The organism is Microbacterium immunditiarum, from assembly GCF_013409785.1.
Classification (GTDB): domain Bacteria; phylum Actinomycetota; class Actinomycetes; order Actinomycetales; family Microbacteriaceae; genus Microbacterium; species Microbacterium immunditiarum.
Map to the genome: position 1 here is coordinate 3,539,724 of NZ_JACCBV010000001.1, position 26,749 is coordinate 3,566,472.

The 26,749-nt window shown below is 70.9% G+C and carries 26 protein-coding genes; 9 read left to right on the plus strand and 17 right to left on the minus strand.

Going from position 1 to position 26,749, the window contains the following annotated elements; translation table 11 throughout:
- Positions 1-4: 4 nt before the first annotated feature.
- The 6 genes from BJ991_RS16460 to guaB form a co-directional block, all read right to left on the minus strand.
- Positions 5-793, minus strand: a complete 789-nt coding sequence (locus BJ991_RS16460; protein ID WP_179492912.1) for an SURF1 family protein — start codon at positions 791-793, stop codon at positions 5-7.
- Positions 794-861: 68 nt separating this feature from the next.
- Entirely contained in the window at positions 862-1,980 is a 1,119-nt protein-coding gene (locus BJ991_RS16465) for a GuaB3 family IMP dehydrogenase-related protein (RefSeq protein WP_179492914.1), read from the minus strand.
- 81 nt (positions 1,981-2,061) lie between these two features.
- The gene (locus BJ991_RS16470; RefSeq protein ID WP_179491770.1) at positions 2,062-3,750 is read right to left on the minus strand and encodes an ATP-binding cassette domain-containing protein; all 1,689 of its coding nucleotides are present in this window, start codon (positions 3,748-3,750) and stop codon (positions 2,062-2,064) included.
- A 125-nt stretch (positions 3,751-3,875) separates the two neighbouring features.
- Positions 3,876-4,154: a DUF2277 domain-containing protein gene (locus BJ991_RS16475; RefSeq protein WP_179491772.1), complete on the minus strand. Its 279-nt coding sequence runs from the start codon at positions 4,152-4,154 to the stop codon at positions 3,876-3,878.
- Positions 4,155-4,208: 54 nt separating this feature from the next.
- On the minus strand, positions 4,209-4,826 hold the full coding sequence (locus BJ991_RS16480; protein WP_179491774.1) for a TMEM175 family protein: 618 nt from the start codon (positions 4,824-4,826) through the stop codon (positions 4,209-4,211).
- A 34-nt stretch (positions 4,827-4,860) separates the two neighbouring features.
- Positions 4,861-6,363: an IMP dehydrogenase gene (guaB, locus tag BJ991_RS16485; RefSeq protein ID WP_179491776.1), complete on the minus strand. Its 1,503-nt coding sequence runs from the start codon at positions 6,361-6,363 to the stop codon at positions 4,861-4,863.
- Positions 6,364-6,742: 379 nt separating this feature from the next.
- On the opposite strand from guaB, the gene BJ991_RS16490 reads away from it, so the two are divergent.
- The 4 genes from BJ991_RS16490 (at position 6,743) to BJ991_RS16505 (ending at position 10,759) form a co-directional block, all read left to right on the plus strand.
- The gene (locus BJ991_RS16490; protein ID WP_179492916.1) at positions 6,743-7,990 is read left to right on the plus strand and encodes a branched-chain amino acid ABC transporter permease; all 1,248 of its coding nucleotides are present in this window, start codon (positions 6,743-6,745) and stop codon (positions 7,988-7,990) included.
- A gap of 9 nt (positions 7,991-7,999) precedes the next feature.
- A complete protein-coding gene (locus tag BJ991_RS16495) occupies positions 8,000-8,980 on the plus strand; it encodes a branched-chain amino acid ABC transporter permease (protein WP_179491778.1) in 981 nt (326 codons plus the stop codon).
- Between the two features lie 67 nt (positions 8,981-9,047).
- Positions 9,048-10,022, plus strand: coding sequence for an ABC transporter ATP-binding protein (locus BJ991_RS16500; protein ID WP_179492919.1), 975 nt, complete (start codon positions 9,048-9,050; stop codon positions 10,020-10,022).
- Positions 10,019-10,759 carry an ATP-binding cassette domain-containing protein gene (locus BJ991_RS16505; RefSeq protein ID WP_179491780.1) on the plus strand — a complete coding sequence of 247 codons (741 nt, stop codon included), beginning with the start codon at positions 10,019-10,021 and terminating at the stop codon, positions 10,757-10,759. Before BJ991_RS16500 ends, BJ991_RS16505 begins: the two co-directional genes overlap by 4 nt.
- A 164-nt stretch (positions 10,760-10,923) precedes the next feature.
- Here the strand turns inward: BJ991_RS16505 and BJ991_RS16510 are convergent, their stop codons facing one another.
- Complete coding sequence (locus BJ991_RS16510) at positions 10,924-12,204, minus strand: ABC transporter substrate-binding protein (protein WP_179491782.1); 1,281 nt, start codon at positions 12,202-12,204, stop codon at positions 10,924-10,926.
- A gap of 261 nt (positions 12,205-12,465) precedes the next feature.
- On the opposite strand from BJ991_RS16510, the gene BJ991_RS16515 reads away from it, so the two are divergent.
- The 4 genes from BJ991_RS16515 to BJ991_RS16530 are packed head-to-tail and all read left to right on the plus strand — an operon-like array spanning position 12,466 to position 17,487.
- Complete coding sequence (locus BJ991_RS16515) at positions 12,466-12,678, plus strand: heavy-metal-associated domain-containing protein (RefSeq protein WP_179491784.1); 213 nt, start codon at positions 12,466-12,468, stop codon at positions 12,676-12,678.
- The gene (locus BJ991_RS16520) at positions 12,678-14,939 is read left to right on the plus strand and encodes a heavy metal translocating P-type ATPase (protein WP_179491786.1); all 2,262 of its coding nucleotides are present in this window, start codon (positions 12,678-12,680) and stop codon (positions 14,937-14,939) included. The genes BJ991_RS16515 and BJ991_RS16520 overlap by 1 nt, the downstream gene beginning before the upstream one ends.
- A 2-nt stretch (positions 14,940-14,941) precedes the next feature.
- Positions 14,942-17,143 (plus strand): heavy metal translocating P-type ATPase, encoded by a 2,202-nt coding sequence (locus tag BJ991_RS16525; protein WP_179491788.1) that lies wholly within the window; start codon positions 14,942-14,944, stop codon positions 17,141-17,143.
- Complete coding sequence (locus tag BJ991_RS16530; RefSeq protein ID WP_179491790.1) at positions 17,140-17,487, plus strand: metal-sensitive transcriptional regulator; 348 nt, start codon at positions 17,140-17,142, stop codon at positions 17,485-17,487. Before BJ991_RS16525 ends, BJ991_RS16530 begins: the two co-directional genes overlap by 4 nt.
- 27 nt (positions 17,488-17,514) lie before the next feature.
- Here BJ991_RS16530 and rarD read toward each other — a convergent pair whose 3' ends face one another.
- Both rarD and groES read right to left on the minus strand, forming a co-directional pair.
- Entirely contained in the window at positions 17,515-18,408 is an 894-nt protein-coding gene (gene rarD / locus BJ991_RS16535; RefSeq protein WP_179492921.1) for an EamA family transporter RarD, read from the minus strand.
- Positions 18,409-18,688: 280 nt separating this feature from the next.
- Positions 18,689-18,985 carry a co-chaperone GroES gene (gene groES / locus BJ991_RS16540; protein WP_179491792.1) on the minus strand — a complete coding sequence of 99 codons (297 nt, stop codon included), beginning with the start codon at positions 18,983-18,985 and terminating at the stop codon, positions 18,689-18,691.
- 136 nt (positions 18,986-19,121) lie between these two features.
- Here groES and BJ991_RS16545 point away from each other — a divergent pair, with 136 nt between their 5' ends.
- The gene (locus BJ991_RS16545) at positions 19,122-20,330 is read left to right on the plus strand and encodes a class I SAM-dependent methyltransferase (RefSeq protein WP_179491794.1); all 1,209 of its coding nucleotides are present in this window, start codon (positions 19,122-19,124) and stop codon (positions 20,328-20,330) included.
- 25 nt (positions 20,331-20,355) lie between these two features.
- Here BJ991_RS16545 and BJ991_RS16550 read toward each other — a convergent pair whose 3' ends face one another.
- The 8 genes from BJ991_RS16550 to BJ991_RS16585 all read right to left on the minus strand — a co-directional run bounded on the left by BJ991_RS16550 (position 20,356) and on the right by BJ991_RS16585 (position 26,723).
- The gene (locus BJ991_RS16550; RefSeq protein WP_246301121.1) at positions 20,356-21,645 is read right to left on the minus strand and encodes an HNH endonuclease signature motif containing protein; all 1,290 of its coding nucleotides are present in this window, start codon (positions 21,643-21,645) and stop codon (positions 20,356-20,358) included.
- Between the two features lie 73 nt (positions 21,646-21,718).
- Positions 21,719-22,405: a hypothetical protein gene (locus BJ991_RS16555; RefSeq protein ID WP_179491796.1), complete on the minus strand. Its 687-nt coding sequence runs from the start codon at positions 22,403-22,405 to the stop codon at positions 21,719-21,721.
- A complete protein-coding gene (gene tsaD / locus BJ991_RS16560) occupies positions 22,402-23,475 on the minus strand; it encodes a tRNA (adenosine(37)-N6)-threonylcarbamoyltransferase complex transferase subunit TsaD (RefSeq protein ID WP_179491798.1) in 1,074 nt (357 codons plus the stop codon). The genes BJ991_RS16555 and tsaD overlap by 4 nt, the downstream gene beginning before the upstream one ends.
- Positions 23,472-23,969, minus strand: a complete 498-nt coding sequence (rimI, locus tag BJ991_RS16565; RefSeq protein ID WP_179491800.1) for a ribosomal protein S18-alanine N-acetyltransferase — start codon at positions 23,967-23,969, stop codon at positions 23,472-23,474. The genes tsaD and rimI overlap by 4 nt, the downstream gene beginning before the upstream one ends.
- A complete protein-coding gene (gene tsaB / locus BJ991_RS16570; RefSeq protein ID WP_179491802.1) occupies positions 23,966-24,640 on the minus strand; it encodes a tRNA (adenosine(37)-N6)-threonylcarbamoyltransferase complex dimerization subunit type 1 TsaB in 675 nt (224 codons plus the stop codon). Before tsaB ends, rimI begins: the two co-directional genes overlap by 4 nt.
- 69 nt (positions 24,641-24,709) lie before the next feature.
- Positions 24,710-25,231, minus strand: a complete 522-nt coding sequence (gene tsaE / locus BJ991_RS16575) for a tRNA (adenosine(37)-N6)-threonylcarbamoyltransferase complex ATPase subunit type 1 TsaE (protein WP_179491804.1) — start codon at positions 25,229-25,231, stop codon at positions 24,710-24,712.
- Positions 25,228-26,352: an alanine racemase gene (gene alr, locus BJ991_RS16580; RefSeq protein WP_179491806.1), complete on the minus strand. Its 1,125-nt coding sequence runs from the start codon at positions 26,350-26,352 to the stop codon at positions 25,228-25,230. The genes tsaE and alr overlap by 4 nt, the downstream gene beginning before the upstream one ends.
- A complete protein-coding gene (locus BJ991_RS16585; RefSeq protein ID WP_179491808.1) occupies positions 26,349-26,723 on the minus strand; it encodes a holo-ACP synthase in 375 nt (124 codons plus the stop codon). The genes alr and BJ991_RS16585 overlap by 4 nt, the downstream gene beginning before the upstream one ends.
- Positions 26,724-26,749 lie beyond the last annotated feature (26 nt).

A 26,749-nucleotide genomic window follows, 5' to 3' on the forward strand; every position in this document is an offset into this window, starting at 1 on the left:
TCGCTCAGCGACTGGGAGAAGGCCCGCCGTCCTCGCCCTCCGCGAGCTCCTCGAGCTCCCGCTCCCACGCATCGCGCGCGAGGCGGTACCACAGGTAGAACGCGAAGCCCGCGAACACCGCCCATTCGAGGGCATAGAAGATGTTGAGCCAGTTGAGATCCGACCCGTCCTCAGGTGCCGGCGACGAGATGTCGACGAGGGGACCCTGCGCGATCTCGGCGGCGAGATACGGGCGGTAGACGTCGAGTCCCTCGGTCTCGTGCCACTGCGACAGCAGCGCGGCGGGAGACATCCGGGTCATCGTCAGCGGATCCGCTCCGCGCGGCGGCACAGCCGGACCTTCGTCAGAGATGAGTCGGCCGGTGATGGCGAACGGGTTCGTGAACGGTGCTGCGGCATCCGCCTCGAGCTCCTCGATGGCCGCCTGGGCATCCGCCTCCGTCGCCGCCCACCCGATGGCGACGGCGACCGAGGTCGGCGTCTCGGTGTCGGCGATGCGCAACTGGCCCGTGACCCAGTACCCCTCCTCGCCGTCGTTGAACCGCGACGAGACTACGAGGAAGTCACCTGGCACCCACGTGCCGGTCGCGGTCACGCGCTGCCCGACGAGCGGTCCGGCGAGGTACTCCCCCGGCCGCACGACCTCCGCGATCGGGCGGACCTCTTCGGTCGACCCGGGCGGGGTGGGCGTGGTGTCGATCGCCCGGCCGAGCTGCCATTGCCCGAGCCACGCGAACACGCCCGCGACGACGAGGCACAGCCCCAGCAGCGCGAGCCAGCGCGGCCGCAGCATGACCTCGCGCAGCGTCGGCGGGAAGGTCTCCGGTTCGGCGTCGCCGGCCGGCGTCCGGGTCGGATCGGTCATCCGGCGCCGTAAGGCGCGACGACGACCTCGACGCGCTGGAACTCCTTCAGATCGGAGTAGCCCGTCGTCGCCATCGACTTCTTCAGCGCCCCGATGAGGTTGGCGGTGCCGTCCGCGACGGGCGCCGGTCCGTACAGGAGCGCCTCGAGATCGGTGACCTGCTTGACCTTGACGCGGTGGCCGCGCGGGAGCTTCGCGTGGTGCGCCTCGGGGCCCCAGTGGTAGCCGCGGCCCGGGGCATCCGTCGCGCGCGCGAGCGCCACGCCGAGCATGACCGCGTCGGCGCCCATCGCGAGTGCCTTCACGATGTCGCCCGACGTGCCCACGCCGCCGTCGGCGATCACGTGCACGTAGCGGCCGCCCGACTCGTCGAGGTAGTCGCGGCGGGCACCCGCGACATCCGACACGGCGGTCGCCATGGGCGCGTGGATGCCGAGCGTCGCACGCGTGGTGGAGGCGGCGCCGCCGCCGAACCCGACGAGCACGCCCGCGGCACCCGTGCGCATGAGGTGCAGCGCCGCGGTGTAGGTGGCCGCGCCGCCCACGATGACGGGGACGTCGAGGTCGTAGATGAACTTCTTGAGGTTGAGCGGCTGGTCGACGCTCGAGACGTGCTCGGCCGATACCGTCGTGCCGCGGATGACGAAGAGGTCGACGCCCGCCGCGACGACCGTCTCGTAGAGCTCCTGCGTCCGCTGCGGCGTGAGGGCGCCCGCGACGGTGACGCCTTCCGCGCGGATCTCGGCGAGGCGGTCGCGCACGAGCTCGGGCTTGATCGGCTCGGAGTAGAGCTGCTGCATCCGCCTCGTGGCATCGCCGTCGTTGAGGGACGCGATCTCGGCGAGGAGCGGCTCGGGGTCGTCGTACCGCGTCCACAGACCCTCGAGGTCGAGGACGCCGAGGCCGCCGAGCTTGCCGAGCTTGATCGCGGTCGCGGGGCTCACAACGGAGTCCATGGGGGCGCCGAGCACCGGGACGTCGAACTGGAACGCGTCGATCGACCAGGCCGTCGACACGTCTTCGGGATTGCGCGTGCGCCGCGAGGGCACGACCGCGATGTCATCGAACGTGTAGGCCCGCCGGGCGCGCTTGGCGCGACCCAGCTCCATGTCCATGCTCACCCGACAAGCCTACCCGGCGGTCTCGGCGGGCCCGCCAGGCGAGCTGACGGATGCCGCGGCATCCGTCACCCGTTGTCAGCGCGCTCGCGCGACCCGCCCTTCGTCCCACACCGGCTCGTCGGACTCGAAGACACGCCCGTCCGCGCCGAACACCAGGAACCGGTCGAACGACTTCGCCAGCCAGCGGTCGTGGGTGACGGCGAGGACCGTGCCCTCGAAGCGCGCGAGCGCGTCCTGCAGCGCCTCGGCCGACACGAGGTCGAGGTTGTCGGTCGGCTCGTCGAGCAGCAGGAGCGTCGCACCCGAGAGCTCGAGCAGGAGGATCTGGAACCGAGCCTGCTGTCCGCCCGACAGGCTGTCGAACGCCTGCTGCGCCTGCGCGACGAGGCCGTAGCGGTCGAGGGCCGAGCTGGCCGCGTCGCGCTGCATGCCGGGCCGGGCGTCCTCTCCGCGATGCAGGATGTCGAGGAGGCTACGCCCCGCGAACTCCGGGTGCCGGTGCGTCTGGGCGAACCACCCGGGCCCGACGCGCGCCCCGAGGATCGCGCGCCCCGTGTGCGGCACCGGTTCGAGCGTCTCGCCGACGGACGTGAGGTGACCGAGGCGCCCATCCGGATCAGTGCCGCCGCGCGCGAGCAGACGAAGGAAGTGCGACTTGCCGGACCCGTTCGAGCCGAGCACGGCGACGCGGTCGCCGAACCACACCTCGAGGTCGAACGGCTTCATGAGCCCGGTGAGCTCGAGCCGCTCGGCCACGACCGCGCGTCGCCCCGTGCGGGCGCCGCGCAGACGCACGTCCAGACTCTGCTCCTTCGGGCGCTCGAGCGGCGGACCGGCCTCCTCGAACATCCGCAGCCGCGTCTGCGCGGCACGGTACCGCGAGGCGAAGCCGTCGTTGGCGGCCGCCTTGACCTTGAGGTCCGCCACGAGAGCCTTGAGCTTCGCGTGCTGCTCGTCCCAGCGCCGGCGCAGCTCGTCGAGGCGAGCCATGCGCTCATCGCGCGCCCGATGGTAGGTGGCGAAGCTGCCGCCGTGGACCCACGCGGTGCTCCCTGCTCCGCCAACCTCGAGCGTGACGATGCGGTCGGCCGCACGCGCGAGCAGCTCCCGGTCGTGCGAGACGAGCAGCACCGTCTTGTTCGTCTCGCGCAGGCGCTCCTCGAGCCAGCGCTTGCCCGGCACGTCGAGGTAGTTGTCGGGCTCGTCGAGCAGGAGCACCTGGTCGGGTCCGCGCAGCAGGGCCTCGAGCGCGAGCCGCTTCTGCTCGCCGCCGGAAAGCGTCGTGAGCTCGCGGAACCGCGCGCGTGCGAACGGCACCCCGAGGGCCGCGACCGTGCATGTGTCCCACACGGTCTCGTACTCGTAACCGCCCGCCTCTGCGTACTCGGCGAGCGCGGCCGCGTAGCGCATCTGCGTGTCGAGATCGTCGCGCTCGATGATCGCCGCCTCGGAGTCCTCGAGCTCTCGCGCGGCACGGCGCACGCGCTCGGGCGCGACCGCGGTGAGCAGGTCGTGAACGGTCTGCCCGGGCTTGCCGTGCCCGATGAACTGATCCATGACGCCGAGCCCGCCGTCGATCGAGGTGGCTCCCGACAGCGGCGGGACCTCGCCGCGGACGATCCGCAGCAGCGTCGTCTTGCCGGCGCCGTTCTGCCCGATGAGCGCCGTGGTCGAGCCCTCGCCGACGCGGAACGACACCTCGTCGAGAAGCGGGCGGCCGTCGGGCAGCGCGAACGAGACTGCGGCGATGTCGATGTAGCCCACAGCGATCCCTTGTCTGCTCCCGGGCGCTTCGATGCGGAAAGGGGAGCCGATCAGACTACCTCACGCGGTTCGTCTCGCTTCACTCGCTCCGCGACCGGGTCGGGCGAGCCCCCGGATGCCGCGGCTCACGCGACCGCGTAGCGGCCCGACTTCACGGCGCGCTCGCGCGCCTTCGCGGCCTCGATCTCGCGGTTCTTGGGCGGAGCGGTCGTCACGAGGTCGTCGAGGAGGTGCTGCGTGATGTGCGCGATCTCGTGAACGGCGCGGTCGAACGCCTCCTGATTCGCCTTCGAGGGTTTCGTCGTTCCGGCGATCTTGCGCACGTACTGCAGCGCCGCGGCGTGGACCTCGTCGGCCGTCGCAGCGGGCTCGAAGTTGTGGAGCGTGTGGATGTTGCGGCACATGGCTCCGACGATACGCCGGGACGCGGCATCCGGCCCCCTCCCATCGGCCTCAGGTCACCTGCCGCGCAGGAACCTCGTGAGGATGCCGTCGAACAGGAACAAGAGGAAGGCCGCCGAGCCGATCCACGGCGACAGCACCACCACGAGACCGCCGATCACGAGCGCGCTGAGCGACGCGCGCCCGGCGGATCTCGCGTCGGCGTCGCTCAGGTCGGGCAGCATGACCTCGCGGTGACGGACGGCCCACTGCCACTGCAGCCATCCGAACAGGATGGCGAAGAAGAACGCGAGCGGCATCGCGAGGCGCCCGGCGAGGAACTCCGAGTACTCCGTCGTGAGGTTCGTCGCGAAGGGCACCAGCACGATGAACAGCAGCCGCCCGTTGTTGAGCCACACGAGGATCGCGTCGACGCGAGCGATGTGCTCGAACTGCTGCACGTGCACCATCCACAGCAGGCACAGCAGCAGGAAGCTCAGCCCGAAGTTGAGGAAGAGCTCCCACATGCCGCCGAGAGCGGTCCACATCTCCGCCTCGGAGCCGATCCGGCCGAGTGAGTGCGTCGTGAGGTCGAGCACGAGCAGGGTCGCCGCGATCGCGAAGACACCGTCGGTGAACGCCTCGAGCCGCGTCGCGCCCTGCGTCGCGGCAGGGTGAGAGCGCTGCCTGATCATGCGGATCAGGGTAGCGGCGGATGCGCCGCCGGGGTCACTTCTTGTAGTTCGGCGCCTCGACGACGATCTGCACGTCGTGCGGGTGCGACTCCTTGAGGCCGGCCGCCGTGATGCGCACGAACTTGCCCTTCGCCTTGAGCTCCTCGATCGTGCGGGCGCCGACGTAGAACATCGACTGTCGCAGCCCTCCGACGAGCTGGTACGCGACCGCCGACACAGGCCCGCGATACGCGACCTGACCCTCGATGCCCTCGGGGATGAGCTTGTCGTCGGTGGGGACGTCGGCCTGGAAGTAGCGGTCCTTGGAGTACGACGTCTTCTTGCCGCGCGTCTGCAGTGCGCCCAGCGACCCCATGCCGCGATACTGCTTGAACTGCTTGCCGCCCTGGAAGACGATCTCTCCGGGAGACTCATCGGTGCCCGCGAACAGCGACCCGATCATGACGGTGTCAGCGCCCGCGACGAGGGCCTTCGCGATGTCGCCCGAGTACTGCAGACCGCCGTCGGCGATGATCGGGACGCCCGCCTCGCGCGCCGCGAGGTAGGCCTCGTAAACGGCCGTCACCTGCGGCACCCCCACGCCCGCGACGACACGCGTCGTGCAGATCGAGCCCGGGCCGACGCCGACCTTGACCGCGTCCACGCCCGCGTCGATGAGCGCCTGGGCACCCTCGCGCGTCGCGACGTTGCCGCCGATGACGTCGATGTGCTGGAACGACGGGTCGGCCTTGAGACGACGGACGATGTCGATCACGCCCGCCGACTGGCCGTTCGCCGTGTCGACGACGAGGACGTCCACACCCGCGTCACGCAGCGCCTCGGCGCGCTCCCACGCGTCGCCGAAGAAGCCGATCGCCGCGCCCACGCGCAGGCGGCCCTGGTCGTCCTTGGTCGCGAGCGGATACTTCTCGCTCTTGTCGAAGTCCTTGATGGTGATGAGCCCCGCGAGCTTGCCCTCGTCGTCGATGAGGGGCAGCTTCTCGACGCGGTGCTTCGCGAAGGTCGCGATGACGTCGTTCGCGCCGATGCCGACCTTCGCCGTGATGAGGTTCTCGCTCGTCATGACGTCCTTGACGAGCGTCGTCTGCCGCTCGAAGCCCGACACGAAGCGCATGTCGCGGTTGGTCACGATGCCGACGAGACGGCCGTCCGCGTCGACGACCGGGAGGCCCGAGATGCGGTACTGCGCGCACAGCGCGTCGACCTCTTCGATCGTGGCATCCGGATGCGTCGTGATCGGGTCGGAGATCATGCCCGACTCGCTGCGCTTGACCCGGTCGACCATCGCCGCCTGCTCCTCGATCGCGAGGTTGCGGTGGATGATGCCGAGCCCGCCCTCGCGCGCGATCGCGATGGCCATGCGCGACTCGGTCACCGTGTCCATCGCGCTGGACACGAGCGGCGTCGCCACCGTGATGCGGCGCGTCACGCGCGACGAGGTGTCGGCCTCGCTGGGGATCACGTCGGTGTGGCCGGGAAGCAGGAGGACGTCGTCGTAGGTGAGTCCGACGAAACCGAACGGGTCGTTGTGCTCCATGGGTTCTCCTGCGCACTTTGCGGATGCATCGGGCGCGGTGCTCGAAAAGTGGACGGCGGCGGCCGGTGCGCGGAGGCGCTCCGTACTCGATTCTAAGCGGGGCGCCTGGGAAATCATTCCCCGCCGGCTGAGCGGGTGGACCGGCGCAGATCGACGGATGCCGCACCCGCCCACGTTCCGATTCGGTCACGTCGCACGAACGTGATTGGGCGAAACAGACTTGACACATTACTCTCGTACCGTCGTTCATCACGGCCGATGCGACCCGGACCTTCGGTGCGCGGTGCCGACATGGGAGGTTCTATTGGGTCCTACGACTGAGACCGCTCTGCGCCGTCCGCGCGCACGGACGATCGTCGCACTCGCGGCCCTCGCGTTGATGGTGGTGGGCTTCTTCCTTCCCTCCGCATCCGCGTTCGCCGATGAAGACGATCCGTACCGCATCAGCGGCAATGTGCAGCTCGACGGCGAGCCGCTCGAGGGCGTGCGGCTGACGATCGACGGCCCCGGCGGCGAGCAGGAGGTCGAGACCGATGAGAACGGCCAGTGGCGCGTCGGCGTCCCCGAGCGCAACGCCGACTACACCGTCACGCTCGACGAGGAGACGCTTCCCGAGGGCATCGCGGTCGTCGACCCCGAGGACGACACCCCCAACGTGAAGGACGTCACGGTCGGCCCCGGCGGGCGCGTGACCGTCAACTTCTTCATCGGCGAAGGCCAGCGCAACGTCACGAGCTTCTTCGACCAGCTCGTCGCGCGCGTCGTGCAGGGCATCAGCTTCGGCCTCATGCTGGCGCTCGCCGCGGTCGGCCTCTCCCTGGTGTACGGCACGACAGGCATCTCGAACTTCGCCCACGGCGAGATGGTGACCTTCGGCGCGATCGCCGCGGTGTTCCTCGTCGGGCCGGCGAGCCTCGCACTGCCGTGGTGGCTCGGCTATCCATTCGCCGTGATCCTGAGCGCGCTCCTGGGCCTCGTGCTCGACATGATCCTCTGGCGTCCGCTGCGTCGGAAACGGGTCGGCGTCGTGCAGCTCATGATCGTGAGCATCGGTCTCTCGCTCGCACTGCGCTACATCTTCCAGCTGTTCATCGGCGGCGGCACGCGCCAGCTCCCAGGTGCGGCCGACGCCAAGATCCCGCTGTTCGGCGTCGTCCAGCTCAGCGTGATCGACATGGCGTCGATCGGCATCGCGATCGTCGTGATCGTCGCGTTCGCTCTGTGGCTCACGCGCAGCCGGCTCGGCAAGGCCACACGGGCCATCTCCGACAACCCGTCGCTGGCCGCGGCATCCGGCATCGACGTCGACTTCGTCGTGCGGGTCGTGTGGACCATCGCGGGTGGTCTCGCAGGCCTCGCGGGCATCCTGTACGCGTACTACCGCCCGGGCATCAAGTGGGATATGGGCGCCCAGGTGCTGCTGCTGATGTTCGCAGCGGTCGTGCTCGGCGGTCTTGGAACGGCGTTCGGCGCCCTCGTCGGCGCGCTCATCGTCGGCGTCCTCGTCGAGGTGTCGACGCTGTGGATCCCCGCGGACCTCAAGTACGCGAGCGCGCTGTTCATCCTCATCGTCATCCTGCTGTTCCGACCACAGGGCATCCTCGGTCGCCGAGAGAGAATAGGTTAAGGGCGCCTCATGGACTGGCTGCAGATCCTCTCCAACACCGCCTCGTCGATCCTGAGCCCGGCGACGATCGGCTACGCCCTCGCGGCCCTGGGCCTTGCCGTGCACTTCGGCTACGCGGGCCTCATCAACATGGGAATCGCCGGCTTCATGGCCATCGGCGCGTACGGCTACGCGATCTCGATCCTCACGTTCGGTTTCGAATGGTGGCTCGGCGCCATCATCGGTCTCGTCGCGGCCGCCGTGTTCGCGCTCATCCTGGGTATCCCGACGCTGCGGCTGCGCGGCGACTACCTCGCGATCGTGACGATCGCGGCCGCAGAAGTGGTGCGACTGCTGTTCCTCACGACGGCGTTCGACGCGGTCACCGGCTCTGCCGATGGACTCAGCGGCTACCACGCGAGCTTCCGCGCGTCGAACCCGATCCCCCCGGGCACCTACGGCTTCGGGCCGTGGACGTACAACGAGACGGGGTGGTGGGTGCGCATCATGGGCCTCATCACGATCGGCATCGCGGTGCTCGTCGTGTGGATGCTCACGCACAGCCCGTGGGGCCGCGTGCTCAAGGGCATCCGCGAGGACGAGGACGCCGTGCGCTCGCTCGGCAAGAACGTCTTCTCGTACAAGCTTCAGGCCCTCGTGCTCGGCGGCGTGCTCGCCGCGGCAGGCGGCATCGTGTATGCGCTGCCTTCGGCCGTGAGTCCTGGTGTCTACGTGACATCGCTCACGTTCTTCGTCTGGACCGCCCTCCTGCTGGGCGGCGCAGCGACCGTGTTCGGTCCGCTGCTCGGCTCGCTCATCTTCTGGGCGCTCCAGACCTTCCTCAGCAACGTGCTCCCGGCGCTCGCGGAGGCGGGGCTGCTGTTCGGCCTGAGCCAGATCCAGGCCGGAACGCTGCGCTTCATTCTCGTGGGCATCGCGCTCATGCTGCTGGTGATCTTCATGCCGCAGGGCCTCCTCGGCAACAAGAAGGAGCTGACCTTTGTCAAGTGACACTCCGAGCGGCACGGGCCCCACGCCCGGCGGCACCGGCTCCCCCGCGACCGGTGCCCAGCCGACGATGACCTCTCCCATCCCCAGGCCGAAGACCACCGGCCTGCACATCGGCGACGCCGAGCCCGGCTGCAAGAAGGTCGACCCGATCATCGTCGCCGACAACGTGCGTCGCTCGTTCGGCGGCGTGAGCGCCGTCGACGTGGATCACCTCGAGGTCCCGCGGGGCGCGATCACGGCGCTCATCGGCCCGAACGGTGCCGGCAAGACGACGCTGTTCAACCTGCTGACAGGCTTCGACAGGCCCGACGAGGGCACGTGGAGCTTCAACGGCCGCTCGCTCTCGGGCATGCCGGCCTACAAGGTCGCCCGCATGGGCCTCGTGCGCACTTTCCAGCTGACGAAGGCCCTCGGTTTGCTGACCGTGCTCGAGAACATGAAGCTGGGCGCCAACGGCCAGCGAGGCGAGCGTTTCTGGTCGAGCCTCATCCCGGCGCTGTGGCGCAAGCAGGATGCCGAGCTCGAAGAGCGCGCGATGCGCATCCTCACGAAGTTCAAGCTCGACACGAAGGCCGAGGACTTCGCGGCGAGCCTCTCCGGCGGGCAGCGCAAGCTCCTCGAGATGGCGCGCTCGCTCATGACCGAGCCCACCCTCGTGATGCTCGACGAGCCGATGGCGGGCGTCAACCCGGCGCTGACGCAGTCTCTGCTCGACCACATCCTCGATCTGAAAGACGAGGGCATGACGGTGCTGTTCGTCGAGCACGACATGCACATGGTCCGCCACATCGCGGACTGGGTCGTCGTGATGGCCGAGGGCCGCATCGTCGCCGAGGGGGACCCGCACTCGGTCATGCGCAACCCCGCGGTCGTCGACGCGTACCTCGGCGCCCATCAGGAGCTCGATCTCGGCGTCGTGACGGGACGCATCGACGTGATCCAGGCCGACCCGACCACGGATGCCGCGGCGTCCGCCGGCGCGGACGCCGATGCGATCGTCGAAGCCGGCATCGCTGAAGAGGAGCAGGAGGAGGGCAAGTGACCAGCGCAACCGCCACCAGCACGCCCGTCGTCGCGATCAGGGACGTGCACGCGGGATACCTTCCGGGCGTCAACATCCTCAACGGCTGCTCGCTCGAGGCGTACGAAGGCGAGCTGATCGGCATCATCGGTCCCAACGGCGCCGGCAAGTCGACCCTCTTGAAGGCGATCTTCGGCCAGGTGCACGTCCGCAAGGGCACGATCGAACTCGAGGGCGAAGACATCACCGGGCTGCGGGCGAACAAGCTCGTCGCGCGCGGCGTCGGCATGATCCCCCAGACGAACAACGTGTTCCCGAGCCTCACGATCGAGGAGAACCTCCAGATGGGCCTCTACCAGCGGCCCGGCATCTACAAGGAGCGCCTCGAGTTCGTGACGGGCATCTTCTCGGAGCTCGGCAAGCGCCTCAAGCAGCGCGCGGGCTCGCTCTCGGGCGGTGAGCGCCAGATGGTCGCGATGAGCCGCGCGCTCATGATGGACCCCAAGGTGCTGCTGCTCGACGAGCCGTCCGCGGGCCTGTCCCCCGTCCGTCAGGACGAGGCGTTCATCCGCGTCTCCGAGATCAACCGTGCCGGCGTCACGTGCATCATGGTCGAGCAGAACGCCCGCCGCTGCCTCCAGATCTGCGACCGCGGCTACGTCCTCGACCAGGGCCGGGACGCCTACACCGGCACCGGACGCGACCTGCTGAACGACCCGAAGGTCACCGAGTTGTACCTCGGGACGCTCGGCACGTGAGGCGCTGACCTTCAAGACGGAGAGGGGGCGGATGCTGCGGCATCCGCCCCCTCACTCGTGCCGTCGCCGGACGCTGAGCGAGCGCAGCAAGGCGAAGCGCGCCCCCCGATACGAGACAGCGCCCCCGGATCCGAAGACCCGGGGGCGCTGCGTGTCAGAGAGGATCAGCCCTCGTAGGCCGAGTAGGTGTTGTCCTCACCGAACTGGTAGATGCCGATCGACGCCTCGGTCGGGTCGCCGACCTCGTTGAACGTGATCGGGCCGGAGACGCCGTCGTAGTCGGCGACGCCGCCGCCGACGATGATCTCGGCGCACTCGGCGTAGGTGGTGCACTTCTCACCGTCGCCCTCGCCGCCGGAGACCTCGATCAGCTTCGCAGCGATGTCGGCCGGGTCGGTCGAGTTGGCCGCGAGCGACGCCAGCGCGAGCAGGATGGTCGCGTCGAACGACTCCGCCGCGTAGCTGTACTCGGTCAGCGGCTCGATGCCCTCGGAGGCGACGAACTCGTCGAGCGCGTCCGTGAAGTCGCCGATCGAGTCGATCGACAGACCGGGGAGCGTGCCCTTGGCGCCCGTGAGCGATCCGGCCGGGAACTCGTCGCCGAAGTTCGACAGGTTGCCGTCGACGAAGTAGAGCTTGCTCGCGTCGAACTGCCCGAACAGGCTCGGCAGGATCGTCGTGATCTCCTCGAACGTGATCAGCGCGATCGCGTCGGGGTCGGCCGCGAGGACCTCGGAGATCTGTGCGTCGAACGTCGTGTCACCCGTGTTGTAGGTGGGAGCCGCGACGACCTCGCCGCCCGCCGCCTCGAACGCCTCGGTGACGTACTTGGCGAGACCCGTGCCATACGAGTCGTTCAGCACGATCATTCCGAGCGTCTGAGCGCCGTCCTCGGCGATCAGGTTGCCGAGCACCTCGCCCTGCAGCACGTCGGACGGGGCCGTGCGGAAGTACAGGCCGTTGTCGTCGTACGTCGTGAACTGGTCGGAGGTGTTGGCCGGCGAGAACTGGATGACACCCGCACCGACGACCTGGTCGATGAACTGGAGGGACGTACCCGACGACGCGGCGCCGATGATGGCCGAGACATCCTCGCCGAGCAGGCGCGGGATCTCGGTCTCGTACGCCTTGTTGTCGGTGTCGCCCGAGTCGCCGTAGACGGGGTCGATCGTGAGCCCCGTCGTGTCGGAGACCTCGTTGATCTGCGACACCGCGTAGGCGACACCCGCCTCCTCGGGCGGGCCGAGGAACGCCAGGTTTCCCGTCTGGGGCAGCGCCGTGCCGACCTTGAGGGTCAGCTCCTCGCGGGGCTGGTCGTCGGCCGGCTCGGAGGCGTCGCCGCCGCCACCGGTGCCGGTGCAGCCGGCGAGGAAGAGCGCGCTGATACCGACGGCGGCGATTCCGCCGATGGCCTTCCCGGCGCGCGAACGAATGAAGCCGCTCATGTTGCTCCTTGCTGTGTATGAACGCGGGACGACCTCGGGAAGCCGCCCCAGTTCACCTAACCTAACCGCACCTCGGCTTCGGCAATGTTGCCTTTCGTTAACGATGTGTAACGGTGTTGAGATCGCGCTGACGGATGCTGCTGCCTCAGCGGCCCGGGAATGTCTGCGGTGAGCATAGACTTGCACACCACAGGTACCCCCAGGGGGTATCCCGGAATCCGAACCGCCGCAGAGAGCCGGCATCGCATCATGAGGAGAGAGATGACCACGACGACCGAGTACCAGGTGACCGGGATGAGCTGCAGCCACTGCGAGCACGCGGTGCGCGGAGAGGTCTCCAAGCTCGACGGCGTCCAGGCGATCGACGTGAGCGCCGCGGACGGCCGCCTGGTGGTGACATCCGCCGCCCCGATCGCCGACGATGCCGTGATCGCCGCCGTCGACGAGGCCGGTTACGCCGCGGTCCGCGCCTGATGTCCGCCATCCGGCCCTCCGACGCTCGACTCGAGCTCGAGATCGGCGGTATGACGTGCGCCTCGTGCGCGGCCCGCATCGAGAAGCGGCTCAACCGCCTCGACGGCGTCGTGGCGAGCGTCAACTACGCCACCGAGAAGGCGGTCGTCGAGAGCCCTGCGGGACTCGACCCCGCCGTGCTCATCGATGAGGTCGAGAAGGCCGGGTACACGGCATCCGTCCCCGCTCCCCCGCTCGACGACGGCGCGAGCGTGCCCGACGACCCCGAGCTGACGTCGCTGCGCCAGCGGCTCATCGGCGCGATCGTCCTCTCGGTTCCGGTCGTCGTGCTCGCGATGGTTCCGGCGCTCCAGTTCACGTACTGGCAGTGGGCCTCGCTCACGCTCGCAGCCCCCGTCGTCGTGTGGGCCGCGTGGCCGTTCCACCGCGCCGCGTGGATCAACCTGCGCCACGGTGCCGCGACGATGGACACCCTCATCTCGCTGGGCGTGTCGGCCGCGTTCGTGTGGTCGCTGTACGCGCTGTTCTTGGGCGGCGCGGGCATGCCCGGCATGACCGAGTCGTTCGAGTGGGTGATCCGCCCCGGCGCGGGCGAGTCGGCGATGTACCTCGAGGTCGCCTCCGCGGTGACGACCTTCGTGCTCGCCGGGCGATACATCGAGCTGCGCTCCAAGCGCAGGGCCGGCGCCGCGCTGCGCGCGCTCCTCGACCTGGGCGCGAAGGACGTCGCGGTGCTGCGCGGCGCCGCGGGATCGGCCGTCGAGGTGCGCGTCCCGATCGGCGACCTCCGTGTCGGCGACGAGTTCGTCGTGCGGCCGGGCGAGAAGATCGCGACGGACGGCGTGGTCGTCTCGGGGTCATCAGCGGTGGACGCGTCGGCGATGACGGGCGAGGCTGTGCCCATCGAGGTCGAGCCCGGGGACTCCGTGCTGGGCGCGACCGTCAACGAGGGCGGTCGACTCGTCGTGCGCGCGACGCGCGTCGGCGCCGACACCCAGCTCGCTCAGATGGCGCGGCTCGTGGAAGAGGCCCAGTCGGGCAAGGCTCATGCACAGCGCCTCGCCGACCGCATCTCGGGCGTCTTCGTGCCGATCGTGCTCGTGATCGCCGTCGCGACCGTGGCCGCGTGGATGCTCCTGGGGTTCCCGGCCGCCAGCGCCTTCACCGCCGGCGTGGCGGTGCTCATCATCGCGTGCCCGTGCGCGCTCGGTCTCGCGACCCCGATCGCACTGCTCGTGGGAACGGGTCGGGGCGCGCAGCTCGGCATCCTCATCAAGGGACCCGAAGTGCTCGAGTCGACGCGCCGCGCCGACACGATCGTGCTCGACAAGACCGGCACCGTGACGACCGGGCGCATGACCCTGACCGACGTGTTCGGCGCGGGCACCGAGCGGCACGAGCTGCTCCGTCTGGCCGGCGCGCTCGAGTCGGCGTCGGAGCATCCGATCGCCCGGGCGATCGCCGCGGCCGCGGCCGACGAGGTCGGTGCGCTCCCCGCGGTGGAGGCCTTCCAGAACACACCCGGCCTCGGCGTGTCGGGCGTCGTCGACGGGCACGCGGTCATCGCGGGCCGCCCCGCGCTGCTGCGCGAATGGAGCGTCGCCATCGATGAGACGCTCTCGGAGCGGCTGGCGGACGCTGAAGCGGCCGGCAGCACCGCGGTGGTCATCGCGTCGGACGGCGTCGCGCGCGGAGTCCTCGTCGTCTCCGACGCAGTCAAGCCGACGAGCGCCGAAGCCGTCGCTCAGCTGCGCTCCCTGGGTCTGGAGCCCGTGCTGCTCACCGGCGACAATCGCGCCGCCGCCGAGCGGGTGGCGGCGCAGGTCGGCATCGACCGCGTCGTCGCCGAGGTGCTGCCGAGCGAGAAGGCCGACGTGGTCCGAGGCCTTCAGTCCGAGGGGCGCGTGGTCGCGATGGTGGGCGACGGAGTGAACGACTCCGCGGCGCTCGCGCGGGCCGACCTCGGCCTCGCGATGGGAACGGGAACGGATGCCGCGATCGAGGCATCCGACATCACCCTCGTGCGGGGCGACCTGCGCAGCGCCTCCGAGGCCATCCGCCTCGCGCGCCGAACGCTCGGCACGATCAAGGGCAATCTCTTCTGGGCGTTCGCGTACAACGTGGCGGCGATCCCGCTCGCGGCGCTCGGGCTTCTGAATCCGATGATCGCGGGCGCGGCGATGGCGTTCTCCAGCCTGTTCGTGGTCGGCAACAGCCTGCGCCTGCGGAGCTTCCGCGGCAGCGGGAGCGAGGTGAAGTGAGCATGAACGAGCACGACACGACGCACGCGGGGCACGCGGGAGACACGGTGCCAGCGGAACGCCAGCACCCAGGGCACCAGCACGCCGGGCACGTGGCACACGCCCCCGCGCCGCACGCGCACGACACATCGAGCCGGGAGGGCCACGAAGGCCACGAAGGCCACGAGGGCCACGGCGGCGGGCACGGTCACGCGCATCACGGCGCCGACCACGTCGCGCAGTTCCGGCGACTGTTCTGGATCATGCTCGTGCTCGCGATCCCGGTCGTCGCGTTCTCGCCGCAGTTCGCGATGATCCTCGGGTACGAGCTGCCCGACGTGCCGGGCGTCGCATGGATCTCCCCCGTCCTCGGCACGGTGATCTTCGCGTGGGGCGGCTGGCCGTTCCTCAGCGGCGCCGTGAGCGAGCTCCGCTCGCGCCGTCCCGGCATGATGCTGCTCATCGGGCTCGCGATCACCGTCGCGTTCTTCGCGTCGCTCGGCGCGAGCGTCGGCCTGCTGCACCCCGAGCTCGACTTCTGGTGGGAGCTCGCGCTGCTGGTCGTCATCATGCTGCTCGGGCACTGGATCGAGATGCGGTCGCTCGCCCAGACGTCGTCGGCGCTGGACTCGCTCGCAGCGCTCCTGCCCGACGTGGCCGAGCGCGTCGACGGCGGCGAGATCGTCACGGTCGCGCCCGCCGATCTGCGCGTGGGCGATGTCGTCCTCGTGCGGCCGGGGGCGAGCATCCCCGCCGACGGTCGCGTCATCGACGGCACCGCCGACGTGGACGAGTCCATGATCACGGGCGAGTCGCGGCCCGTCGCGCGCGGCGTCGGCGACCAGGTGACCGCCGGCACGGTCGCCACCGACTCCGGCCTGCGGGTAGAGGTCACCGCCGTCGGCGGCGACACCGCGCTGGCGGGCATCCAGCGGCTCGTCGCCGAGGCCCAGAGCTCGACGTCGCGCGCGCAGCGCCTCGCCGATCGGGCGGCCGGCTGGCTCTTCTGGTTCGCCCTCGGCGCGGCCTTCGCGACCGCTGTCGTGTGGACCGCGTTCGGCATGCCCGACGAGGCGGTCGTCCGCACGATCACGGTCCTCGTGATCGCGTGCCCCCACGCGCTGGGCCTCGCCATCCCGCTCGTCGTCGCGATCGCGACCGAGCGCGCGGCGCGCAGCGGCGTCCTCGTCAAGGATCGCCTCGCCCTCGAGGCGATGCGCACGGTCGACGCGGTGCTCTTCGACAAGACTGGCACGCTCACGAAGGGCGAGCCCGCCGTGACGGGCGTCGCCACCGCCGGCACGGTCGGCGAGGACGACGTGATCGCGCTCGCCGCCGCGGCCGAGGCCGACAGCGAGCACCCCCTCGCGCGAGCCATCGTGCGGTTCGCCACTGAGCGCGGCCTGCGCGTTCCAGAGGCCGCGGACTTCACCTCTTCCCCCGCGGTGGGCGTGAGCGCGACCGTGGTCGGCCGGACCGTGCGGGTCGGCGGCCCGCGACTTCTCGCCGACAACGGTGCGACCGAGCTGCCCGAGACCGCGTCGTGGCACGACGACGGCGCGACCGTGCTGCACGTGCTGCGCGACGGCGCCGTCGTCGGCGCCCTGCGCCTCGACGACGAGATCCGCCCCGAGTCGCGCGAAGCCGTCGCGGCCCTCCACGCCGTCGGCGTCGAGGTCGTGATGATCACGGGCGACGCGGAGCCCGTCGCCCGCGCCGTCGCGGCAGAGCTCGGCATCCGTCGGTTCTTCGCCGGCGTGCGCCCCGAAGACAAGTCCGCAAAGGTCGCGGAGCTGCACGCCGAAGGCCGTCGCGTCGCGATGGTCGGCGACGGCGTCAACGACGCCCCTGCGCTCGCGGCCGCGGATGTCGGCATCGCGATCGGCGCGGGCACCGATGTCGCGATCGCATCCGCGGGCGTGATCCTTGCCGGTGACGACCCGCGAGCAGTGCTCTCGGTGATAGAACTGTCACGCGCGAGCTACCGCAAGATGAAGCAGAACCTGTGGTGGGCCGCGGGGTACAACCTCGTCTCAGTCCCTCTCGCCGCGGGCGTTTTCGCGCCGTTCGGATTCGTGTTGCCGATGTCGGTCGGCGCGATCCTCATGTCCCTCTCGACGATCGTCGTGGCCGTCAACGCGCAGCTGCTGCGGCGACTCGACATCGCCCCCGCCGCGAGCGCCTCCGCCGCGCTCGCGCGCCGCACCGAAGGAGCACCACGATGACCGACACCGCGATCGGCCCCGTCGACTTCGTCCCCGGCTCCGCCGGCGTTCCGTCCGAGCACAGCCACCACGGCTACATCAGCGACAAGGGCAAGTACCTCAACCGCCTCAAGCGCATCGAGGGACAGGCGCGCGGCATCCACAAGATGGTCGAGGACGAGAAGTACTGCATCGACATCCTCACCCAGATCAGCGCCCTGACGAGCGCGCTCGAAGCGGTCGCTCTCGGGCTCCTCGACGATCACCTGCGGCACTGCGTGGTCGACGCGGCGCAGGCCGGCGGCGAAGAGGCCGAGATCAAGCTCCGCGAGGCGAGCGAGGCCATCGCGCGGCTCGTGCGCTGATCCGACCGCTCCCGCACCGCTGGACGGTCAGGTGACCGCGCCGACGTCCGACGCGACGACCCGTGCGCGCCGCGCGTTGCGCAGCGAGTCCACGGTCAGCACGACGAGCGCGAGCCACACGAGGCCGAAGCCGATCCAGCGCTCCGTGGGCATCGGCTCGCCCAGCAGCCACGCACCCGTGATGAACTGCATGACCGGCGCGACGAACTGCATGAGCCCGAGCACCGTGAGCGGCGCGCGGCGTGCCCCCGCCGCGAAGAACAGCAGTGGGATGGCGGTCGCGGCGCCGGCGCACAGGAGCAGCAGCGTGTGCGCGAGGCTCACCTGACCCATCGTGATGCCGGTCGTCAACCCCACCGCGACGAGCTGCACGATGGCGATCGGAGTGAGCCACAGCGACTCCAACGTGAGTCCGCTCACGGCATCGACCGACGGCCCGATCTTCTTCTTCACGAGTCCGTAGATGCCGAAGCTGAAGGCGAGCGCGAGCGCGATCCACGGGAACGCGCGATAGCCGACGACGATGACGATGACAGCGACCGCGGCGATTCCGAGGGCGACCCACTGCGTGGCGGTCACGCGCTCGCGCAGCACGATGACGCCGAGGAGCACGGTCACGAGCGGATTGATGAAGTATCCGAGGCTCGTCTCGATCACGTGGCCCGTGAGCGTCGCGACGAGGAAGACCTGCCAGTTGATGTAGATGAGCCCGCCCGCGAGCACGGTGAGCCACACGAGTCTCGGCGTGCGGAGGATGCGCCACACGTTCGCCCAATTGCGGGTGACGGTCAGCAGGAGCGCGCAGAAGACGAGCGACAGGATGACCCGCCACGCGACGATCTCCCACGGCCCGGTCGGCGCGAGGATCAGGAAGTAGAGCGGCAGGAACCCCCACAGCAGGTATGCCGTGAACGCGTACATGCCGCCGAGGGTGCGTTCGCGAGCGGCGTGCGCATCCGCGGCCCGGACATCACGAGTCACCGATCCAGCCTAGAACCCGCCCACGGGCGTCGGGCCCGCCCAGCCCACCCGCCGAGATTGCACGTTCCGCGCCGCAAGGCCGGGAGAACCCGTCAAATGCGCAATCTCGGCACCGGGGGCACCGCCGCGCGAAGCGCGCGGGCGCGCGGGAACAGCGAAGAGGGTCGGATGCCGCGGCATCCGACCCTCTTCGCAGAACGCGCTCCGCGCGAGACGAGCGTCAGCGGACGACGACCGCCAGCACGTCGCGAGCCGACAGGACGAGGAAGTCGTCCGCGCCGAACTTCACCTCGGTTCCGCCGTACTTGCTGTAGATGACGCGGTCGCCGACGGCGACGTCGAGCGGGATGCGGTTGCCGTTGTCGTCGATGCGGCCGGGGCCCACCGCGACGACCTCGCCCTCCTGGGGCTTCTCCTTCGCGGTGTCGGGGATGACCAGACCGCTGGAGGTGGTCTGCTCGGCCTCGACCTGCTTGATGACGATGCGGTCCTCGAGCGGCTTGATGGAAACCGACACGGGTCTACCTCTGCTTTCCTTTGAGACTCAAGACTCGTTAGCACCCTCACATCGAGAGTGCTAACAGCAGTCTATGGATGCGCTGGCACTCATGCAACGTGAGTGCCAACCCGCGGGCGCGCCGTAGGCTGGCCGGATGGATGTCGCCGAGCTCACCGCACTGCTGACTCCCGAGGGTCTGCGGCTGCTCGACAGCCTCGACCCGATCGACTCGACGGCGGATGTCGCGGCCGCCGTCACCCGCCTGCGCAAGGACGGACACTCCCCCGACCTCGTCTCGGCGGTCGTCGGCCAGGCGCGACTGCGTCAGCGCGCCGAGGCGAAGTTCGGCGAGTTCGCGCAGCGGATGCTCTTCACCCGTGCGGGGCTCGAGCAGGCGACGCGGCTCGTGGTCGCGGCGAAGCATGCGGGACGCTTCCGCGACGCGGGCGTCGAGACGGTGGCCGACCTCGGATGCGGCATCGGCGGCGACGCGCTGGGCTTCGCCGCTCTCGGGCTGCACGTCGAGGCCGTGGACGCCGACGAGATCACCGCCGCGATCGCCGCGTACAACCTCGCGCCCTTCGGCGACCAGGTCTCGGTGCGGCACGGCCGCGCCGAGGACGCGGACCTCGCCGGCGTCGACGCCGTGTGGCTCGACCCCGCGCGCCGCACGGCCGGGCACAAGGAGACGTCGCGTACGCGCCCGGAGGACTGGTCGCCCTCGCTCGACTGGGCGCTCGACCTCGCCTCGCGCATCCCGACCGGCATCAAGCTCGGACCGGCCATCGACCGCGACCTCATCCCGGATGACGTCGAGGCCCAGTGGGTGAGCGCCGACGGGTCGACGATCGAGCTCGTCCTGTGGTCGGGAACGCTCGCACGAGAAGGCGTGCGGCGTGCAGCGCTGGTGATCCGCGACGACACCGCGCACGAGCTCACGGCCGCGGCGGATGCCCCGGACGAGCCCGTCCGCGCGCTCGGCGCGTACCTGCACGAGCCCGACGGGGCGGTGATCCGCGCGCGCCTCATCGGAGAGGTCGCCCGGTCGCTCGACGCCGGCATGCTCGACGAGCACATCGCGTACCTGACCTCGGATGCCGCGCTCACGAGTCCCTTCGTCTCGACGTTCCGCGTGGTCGACGAGCTGCCCACTGCGACGAAGGAGCTCTCTCGCGCGCTGCGCGACCGCGGCGTCGGACGCCTCGAGATCAAGAAGCGCGGCGTCGACATCGATCCGGCCGCCTACCGCACGGCGCTCAAGCTCCGGGGGCCGGAGGAGGCGACGCTCTTCGTCACGCGCGTGGGCTCCCGCCGGCGCGCGATCCTCGCCGAGCGTGTGCGGCGCCCGGCATCCGCCGCCTGAGAGTGATCCAGGCCCGGGGCCCGATTCAGAAGGGTGCGGTGGCGGTGTCGGTGGGTCGGAACACCGGCACCCGCCGTTCCGGTTGCACCACGTAGGTGCGACCCGCGGGCGAGGTCCACTCGAGGGCTCCCCCGCTGTCGGGGACTTGTCTGACCCGCCAGCCACCGCGATGCTTCACGGTGTGATGCCCTTTGCACAGTGGGGCGAGGTTGTCGAGCGAGGTCTCCCCGCCGTGTTCCCACGCGATGGTGTGATCGATCTCGCACCGGGAGGCGGGGATGCCGCATCCGGGTGCCATGCACCGGTCCGCCCGCCACCTGACCAGCTTCCGCAGCATCGGCGGCGGACGATATTGCGACCGGCCCACCGAGAGCACCATGCCCGTTTCGGGGTGGGTGAGCACCCGCATCCACCCGTCCGCACCCCCACACAACTCCCGGGCCTTCTCCAGCGGGATCGGCCCCCCCTCCACGACCGCGGGTGCCAACCCCGCCGCGGCACGATCAGCGTCCGTGTCCGCCAGGAGGGTGAGAGCCGGCACCGTCACCGCGACCGTCGCGCGGATGCCGCGCGCCTCCACCGGGTGCAGGGTCGTGTCCCCCTCGATGAGCAGATCGGCCAGCACATCCGCACGGAGCTGGCCGATGGTCCGCGTCTCTTCAATGGCGGCAGCATCCTCGCCCGGGGCCTTGATCGCTTTCGCGATCGCGGTGACCCGCCCGTAGATCGCGTGCGCCTCCACCGCGGGAAGGTACGCGCTCAGCCACGCCATCCCGTCATCCGCGTGCTCCACCACCACCCGCCGCCTGCCCACCGCCACCTCATGCCGCTGCGCCAGGGTCACCGACCGGTGCATCTCGATCAGCTTCCGCAGCGCCCGCCGGAACACCCCCACCGGGTACTCCTCCGCAAGCGCGACCGCCTCCACAGCGAGCGCGTCCCGCACCGCCGGTTCGCACTCGTCGAGCCGGTCCACCAAGTACTCCGCGTGCGCGACCGTCATCCGCGCCCGACTCAACGACTCCCACGCGCCCGGGTAACGGTGCACCAACGCCTCCGCCCGCCGGATCAGGTCCCCCGCGGCGCGCTCGGTGACCCGCATCCCCGCCGCCAACTCCAACCGGATCCTCCGCTCCACCACCCCGGTCAACCCCCGCCCATCCCGGGCCGCATCTTCCAGCGCCTCACGGCGCGCCTCATCGACCCGGTAGGACTGCTCCGCGGCGAACATCGTCACCATGTCACCGGCGACGCGGACACACTCCATCGCCTCCGAGATCGGAGCAGACGAGTCGCCGTCGGCGGCGCCGGGCATGCGTCTACTTTAGAACATCCGTACGACACTCCCGTCACGCCGAACAGCATCTGTGGAGAACTTCGGCGACGGCTCAGCCGATGAGCCCGGCTTCCCACGCGGCGTAGATGAGCCACCCCGCGCTGTAGAGCACCGACAGGGTTCCGAGCGCGATCGCCCACGCCGCGACGGCGCTGCTCTCGAGCGGACGGCGCAGCGCGACGATGCCGAGCACGGTGCCGATGATCCCGATCAGGAACGCCCACCCGACCACGAGCGAGGCCGCGAGGCCGATGACGGATGTCGCGAGCGCCCACGGCGCGAGTGCACGCGGAGGGGGCGCCGGGGTCGGCGCCCATTCGGCATCGGCGGGGAGGACCGGCGCGGGAGCGATGTCGATGGGAGCGGTCGGAAGGCGGCCGAAGCCTCCCCGGTGCTCCCCAGGGAGGCGGGGCGCCTCGCCGGCGAGAGCCACATCGGGCGACGGCGGGCCGACGACGACGGCTGGCGAGGCGGGCCCGGTCGATGCGACGGTCCCCTGCGGGGCGACGGCGGGCTCGGATGCCGGCGCGGATGCGGCGGGCTGCGGTGCAGCGGCGGGAGGGGCACTGGCGGCTGCCGGTTCAGCCGCTGCGGGCTCGGCGGACTGCGCCGGCGCCTCGCGGGGCTCATTCGCCCCGGCATCCGCCGCGTCGCGCTCCGCCGACGGCGCCTCGGCCGCGGCATCCGCCTCTTCGCTCGACCCGCCCGCGGCAGCGGCCTCGTCGCGCTCGTCGCTCACGACGCCACCTCCTCCGCTTCGGCGACCTGGATCTCGGTGACGGGCAGCGTCGAGTCGGCGCCGAACTCGAGCGTCGACGGAGCGCGGCCGGACATCACGAGCTCCGACGCGAGGGCCGCAATCATCGCGCCGTTGTCGGTGCACAGCGAAAGCGGCGGGATCCGGACCGTCACGCCGGCCGCCTCGGCGCGCTCGAGCGCTATGTCGCGCAGGCGGCGGTTGGCGATGACTCCTCCGCCGAGCAGCAGGCGCGGGACGCCGTGGTCCTTGCACGCGGCGAGCGCCTTCGTCACGAGAACGTCGACCACGGCTTCCCGGAATGCCGCCGCGACATCCGCGACGGGCACCTCCTCGCCGGCGGCCCGCCGCTGCTCGATCCAGCGCGCGACGGCGGTCTTGAGTCCCGAGAACGAGAAGTCGTAGCGGTGCTGGGCGAGGTCGCTCGCGCGGGACAGGCCGCGCGGGAAGCGGATCGCGGCGGGATCGCCGGATGCCGCGGCCCGATCGATCTCGGGGCCGCCGGGGTACGGGAGTCCGAGGAGGCGCGCGACCTTGTCGAACGCCTCGCCGGCGGCGTCGTCCATCGTCTCGCCGAGCAGCTCGATGTCGGTCGTGAGGTCCCGCACGAGCAGGAGCGACGTGTGCCCGCCGCTCACGAGCAGCGCGACCGTCGGGTACTCGAGCGGCGGTGCGTCCGGGTCGAGAATGTCGGCGGCGATGTGCCCGACGAGGTGGTTGACGGCGTAGAGGGGCTTGCCGAGCGAGACCGCCAGCGCCTTCGCGGCGCCGATCCCGACCATGAGGGCACCGGCGAGGCCGGGTCCGCTCGTGACCGCGACCGCGTCGAGGTCGGTGAGGGTGACGCCGGATTCGGCGAGAGCGGCCTCGATCGCGGGCTCGAGCGCCTCGAGGTGGGCGCGCGCCGCGACCTCGGGCACGACGCCGCCGTAGCGGGCGTGCTCGTCCATAGAGCTCGCGATGGTGTTGGACAGCAGCGTGCGACCACGGACGATCCCGATGCCGGTCTCGTCGCAGCTCGTCTCGATGCCCAGCACGAGCGGTTCGGTCATGTGCAGGTCCCCGCTTCGTCGGCGTCCGGCGTGCGCGCGGCGGCACGCGAAGCCACATCGAGCCGCATCACGAGGGCATCGACGTCGCCGGGCTGGTAGTACCGCGGCCGGCGCGCGATCTCGACGAAGCCCTCCGACGCGTAGAGCGCCTGCGCGACGGGGTTGTCGGCGCGCACCTCGAGGAACACCTCGCGCACGCCACGACGCTGCGCCTCGGCGAGCAGGGCCTCGAGGATCCGCCGGCCCCGCCCGTGTCCGCGATACGCCTCGGCGATCGCGATCGTCTGCACGTCGGCGTCCTTCGACCCCCGCGGCGCGCGAAGCCCGGCATAGCCCACGAGCACCCCGGCCTCGAGGTCGACGACGTACCACCCGTGCGGCGACCGCAGCTCTTCGCGCATCGACGCCTCGGACCACGCGTCGCCGGGGAACGACGCCCGCTCGAGCGCCATGATCGCGTCGAGGTCGTCGAGGGTCGCCTGACGAAGGGTCATGCGCCCGCTCCGGATCGCTCGGCCGGCGTCGTCACCGGCTTCGGGCCCGCCGACGGCGTGACGTCGGGTGCCCGCAGGTAGAGCGCGTCGTCGGGTCCGATCACGCGGTGGGCGGCGACGGCGCGGCTCGCGGCGAGCGCCACCATCGACGCGGGCACGGTGTGCGCGTCGCGGCGCGTGGCGGCGAGCTCTGCGAGCAGGGCGTTGAGGTCGTCGCGCGGGACGAGCGCCGGCTCGCTCGCGCGCACGGGGAGGCCGTCGTCGTCGAGGCCGTCGTACACGGTGTACGCGAACTCGCGCCGCCGCGCGTCGGTCACGACGGCGAACCGTCCGGCGTCCTCGCCCCGCACCGCGGCGTCGAGCATGAGCGCGAGCGCGACGGCGTCATGGCTGACGACGGGGACGAACCGGATGCCGCGTCCCAGCGCGAACGCTCGGGCAGCAGCGACGCCGACGCGAAGCCCCGTGAAGGGTCCGGGTCCCATTCCCGCGGCGACGAGCTCGATCGCGTCGGGTGCGACGGATGCCTCATCCAGCGCCCGCGCGATGAGGGTGCCGATCACCTCGGCGTGCCCGCGTGGGTCGGGAGACTCGATCGCCGAGCGCACGATGCCGTCCGGCTCGATCACGGCGACGGCCGTGCCGAGCGAGGTGTCGAAGCCCAGAATCACGCGTTCCAGGGTAGTCGTGGCGAGTCGCCGGAGGCTGAGCGCGCTTCGTCTCGTCGCTGCACTCCTCGCTCAGCGACCGGGAGACGCCGTCCGCCGCGACACCGTCACGATACGCGGCGCGTTCGCGTCGAGCTCCGCCGCCGCGGGACCGCTCGTTCCGCACGCGTTGTCCACGCCGGTTCCGCCCCACTCAGACTCGAGCTCGACCTCCCACCACACGTCGCGCTCGAGCACGTCGACCAGCCCCCGCCCCCACTCCACGACGACGACCGAGTTGTCCAGGTCGAGGTCGAGGTCGTCGAGCTCCATCGCCGACCCGAGCCGATAGGCGTCGACGTGCACGAGCGGAGGTCCGTCCACGAGTGACGGGTGCGTGCGCGCGATGACGAATGTGGGACTCTGCACGGGACCCCGCACGCCGAGGCCTGCCGCGATCCCCCGCGTGAGCGTCGTCTTGCCCGCACCGAGGGCACCGGTGAGCACGACGAGGTCGCCGGGGCGCAGCATCCGCCCCATCTGCTCACCGAGAGCCTGCATGTCCTCCGGCGACGTGATCTCGCGCCGCCCGACCAGCTCGTCGAGGCCGCTCATCCCGACACCTGCCGGCGCGGCACCCGCGGGCCGATGCGCGTGACGATCTCGTAGTTGATCGTGCCGGCGGCGCGCCCCCACTCGTCGGCCGACGGCACGCCGAGCGTGGGGTCGCCGAACAGGACGACTTCGTCACCCACCGACACGGGGTGGTCGCCGACGTCGACGACGAACTGGTCCATCGCGACGCGGCCGGCGACGCGGAACCGCGCTCCGCCGATCGTGACCGGCCCGGCGCCCGACGCCTGCCGCGGAACGCCGTCCGCGTACCCCAGCGGCACGAGTACGAGCGTCGTCTCGCTGCCCGTGCGGTGCTCGTAGCCGTACGACACACCTTGCCCCGCGGGCACGCGGCGCACCGCCGCGACCGGTGCGCGCAGCGTCATGGCGGGCCGCAGCCCGAGGTCGGCCGAGTCGCGGTCGTCGAACGGCGAGAGCCCATAGAGGCCGATGCCGATGCGCACGCATCCGAGCCGGGATTCGGGCAGGTCGATCGCCGCGTTGGTCGCCGCGATGTGCCGCAGGGGCGGCGCGAGGCCGACGGATGCCGCGGCGCCCACCGCGTCGAGGAACCGCCGCAGCGCGGCCCGGTCGTCGTCGGCGGAGGCGTTCGAGAAGTGACTGAACAGCGCGAGAACGCGGATGCGGCCGATGCGCTCGAGCCGCGCCGCCTCGGCGAACACGACCCCGTAGTCCTGGGGTGGGACGCCGTTGCGCCCGAGCCCGGTCTCGAGCTTCAGGTGGACGGCGACGGGACGATCGGCGGATGCCGCGGCCGCCGCCTTCTGCAGCTGGTCGAGGCTCGACACGCCGAGCTCGATCCCCGCGGCGGCGGCTTCGTCGAACGTGGCCCCCGGCGCGTGCAGCCACGCGACGATCGGCGCGTCGACGCCCGCGCGCCGCAGCGCGAGACCCTCGCCGATGTCGGCGACGCCGAGCCGCGACGCACCGCCCTCGAGCGCCGCGACGGCGGAGCGCACCGCGCCGTGGCCGTAGCCGTCGGCCTTCACCACGGCGATGATCTCGGACTCGGTGAGCCGCCGCAGGTGCCGCACGTTGTCGGCGATCGCGCCGACGTCGATGCGTGCCTCGCGCAGCACGCCGGCCGGGAAGCGCGTCACGCGCCGCCTCCGTTCGATCCTGCGGCCTCGGCGACGACGTACGCGGTCGCGAGGCCGGCGTCATGCGACAGCGAGAGGTGCACCATCGTGATGCCGCGTTCGGCGACGGCCCTCGCGGTCGTGCCGGTGAGCGCGAACAGGGGGCGACCGGATGCCTCGCGCGTGATCTCGATGTCGGTCCAGCGCACGCCGTCCGATCCGCCGAGAGCCTTGATGAGCGCCTCCTTCGCGGCGTACCGCGCCGCGAGCGAGTGCGCTGGAAGCGTGCGCTCCGACGGCGCGAAGAGGCGTTCGATCAGACGCGGAGTCCGCTCGATGCTCCGCTCGAATCGGGCGATGTCGACGAGGTCGACGCCGATTCCGACGATCACGCTGGACCTCCCTCGCGCCGCGGGCG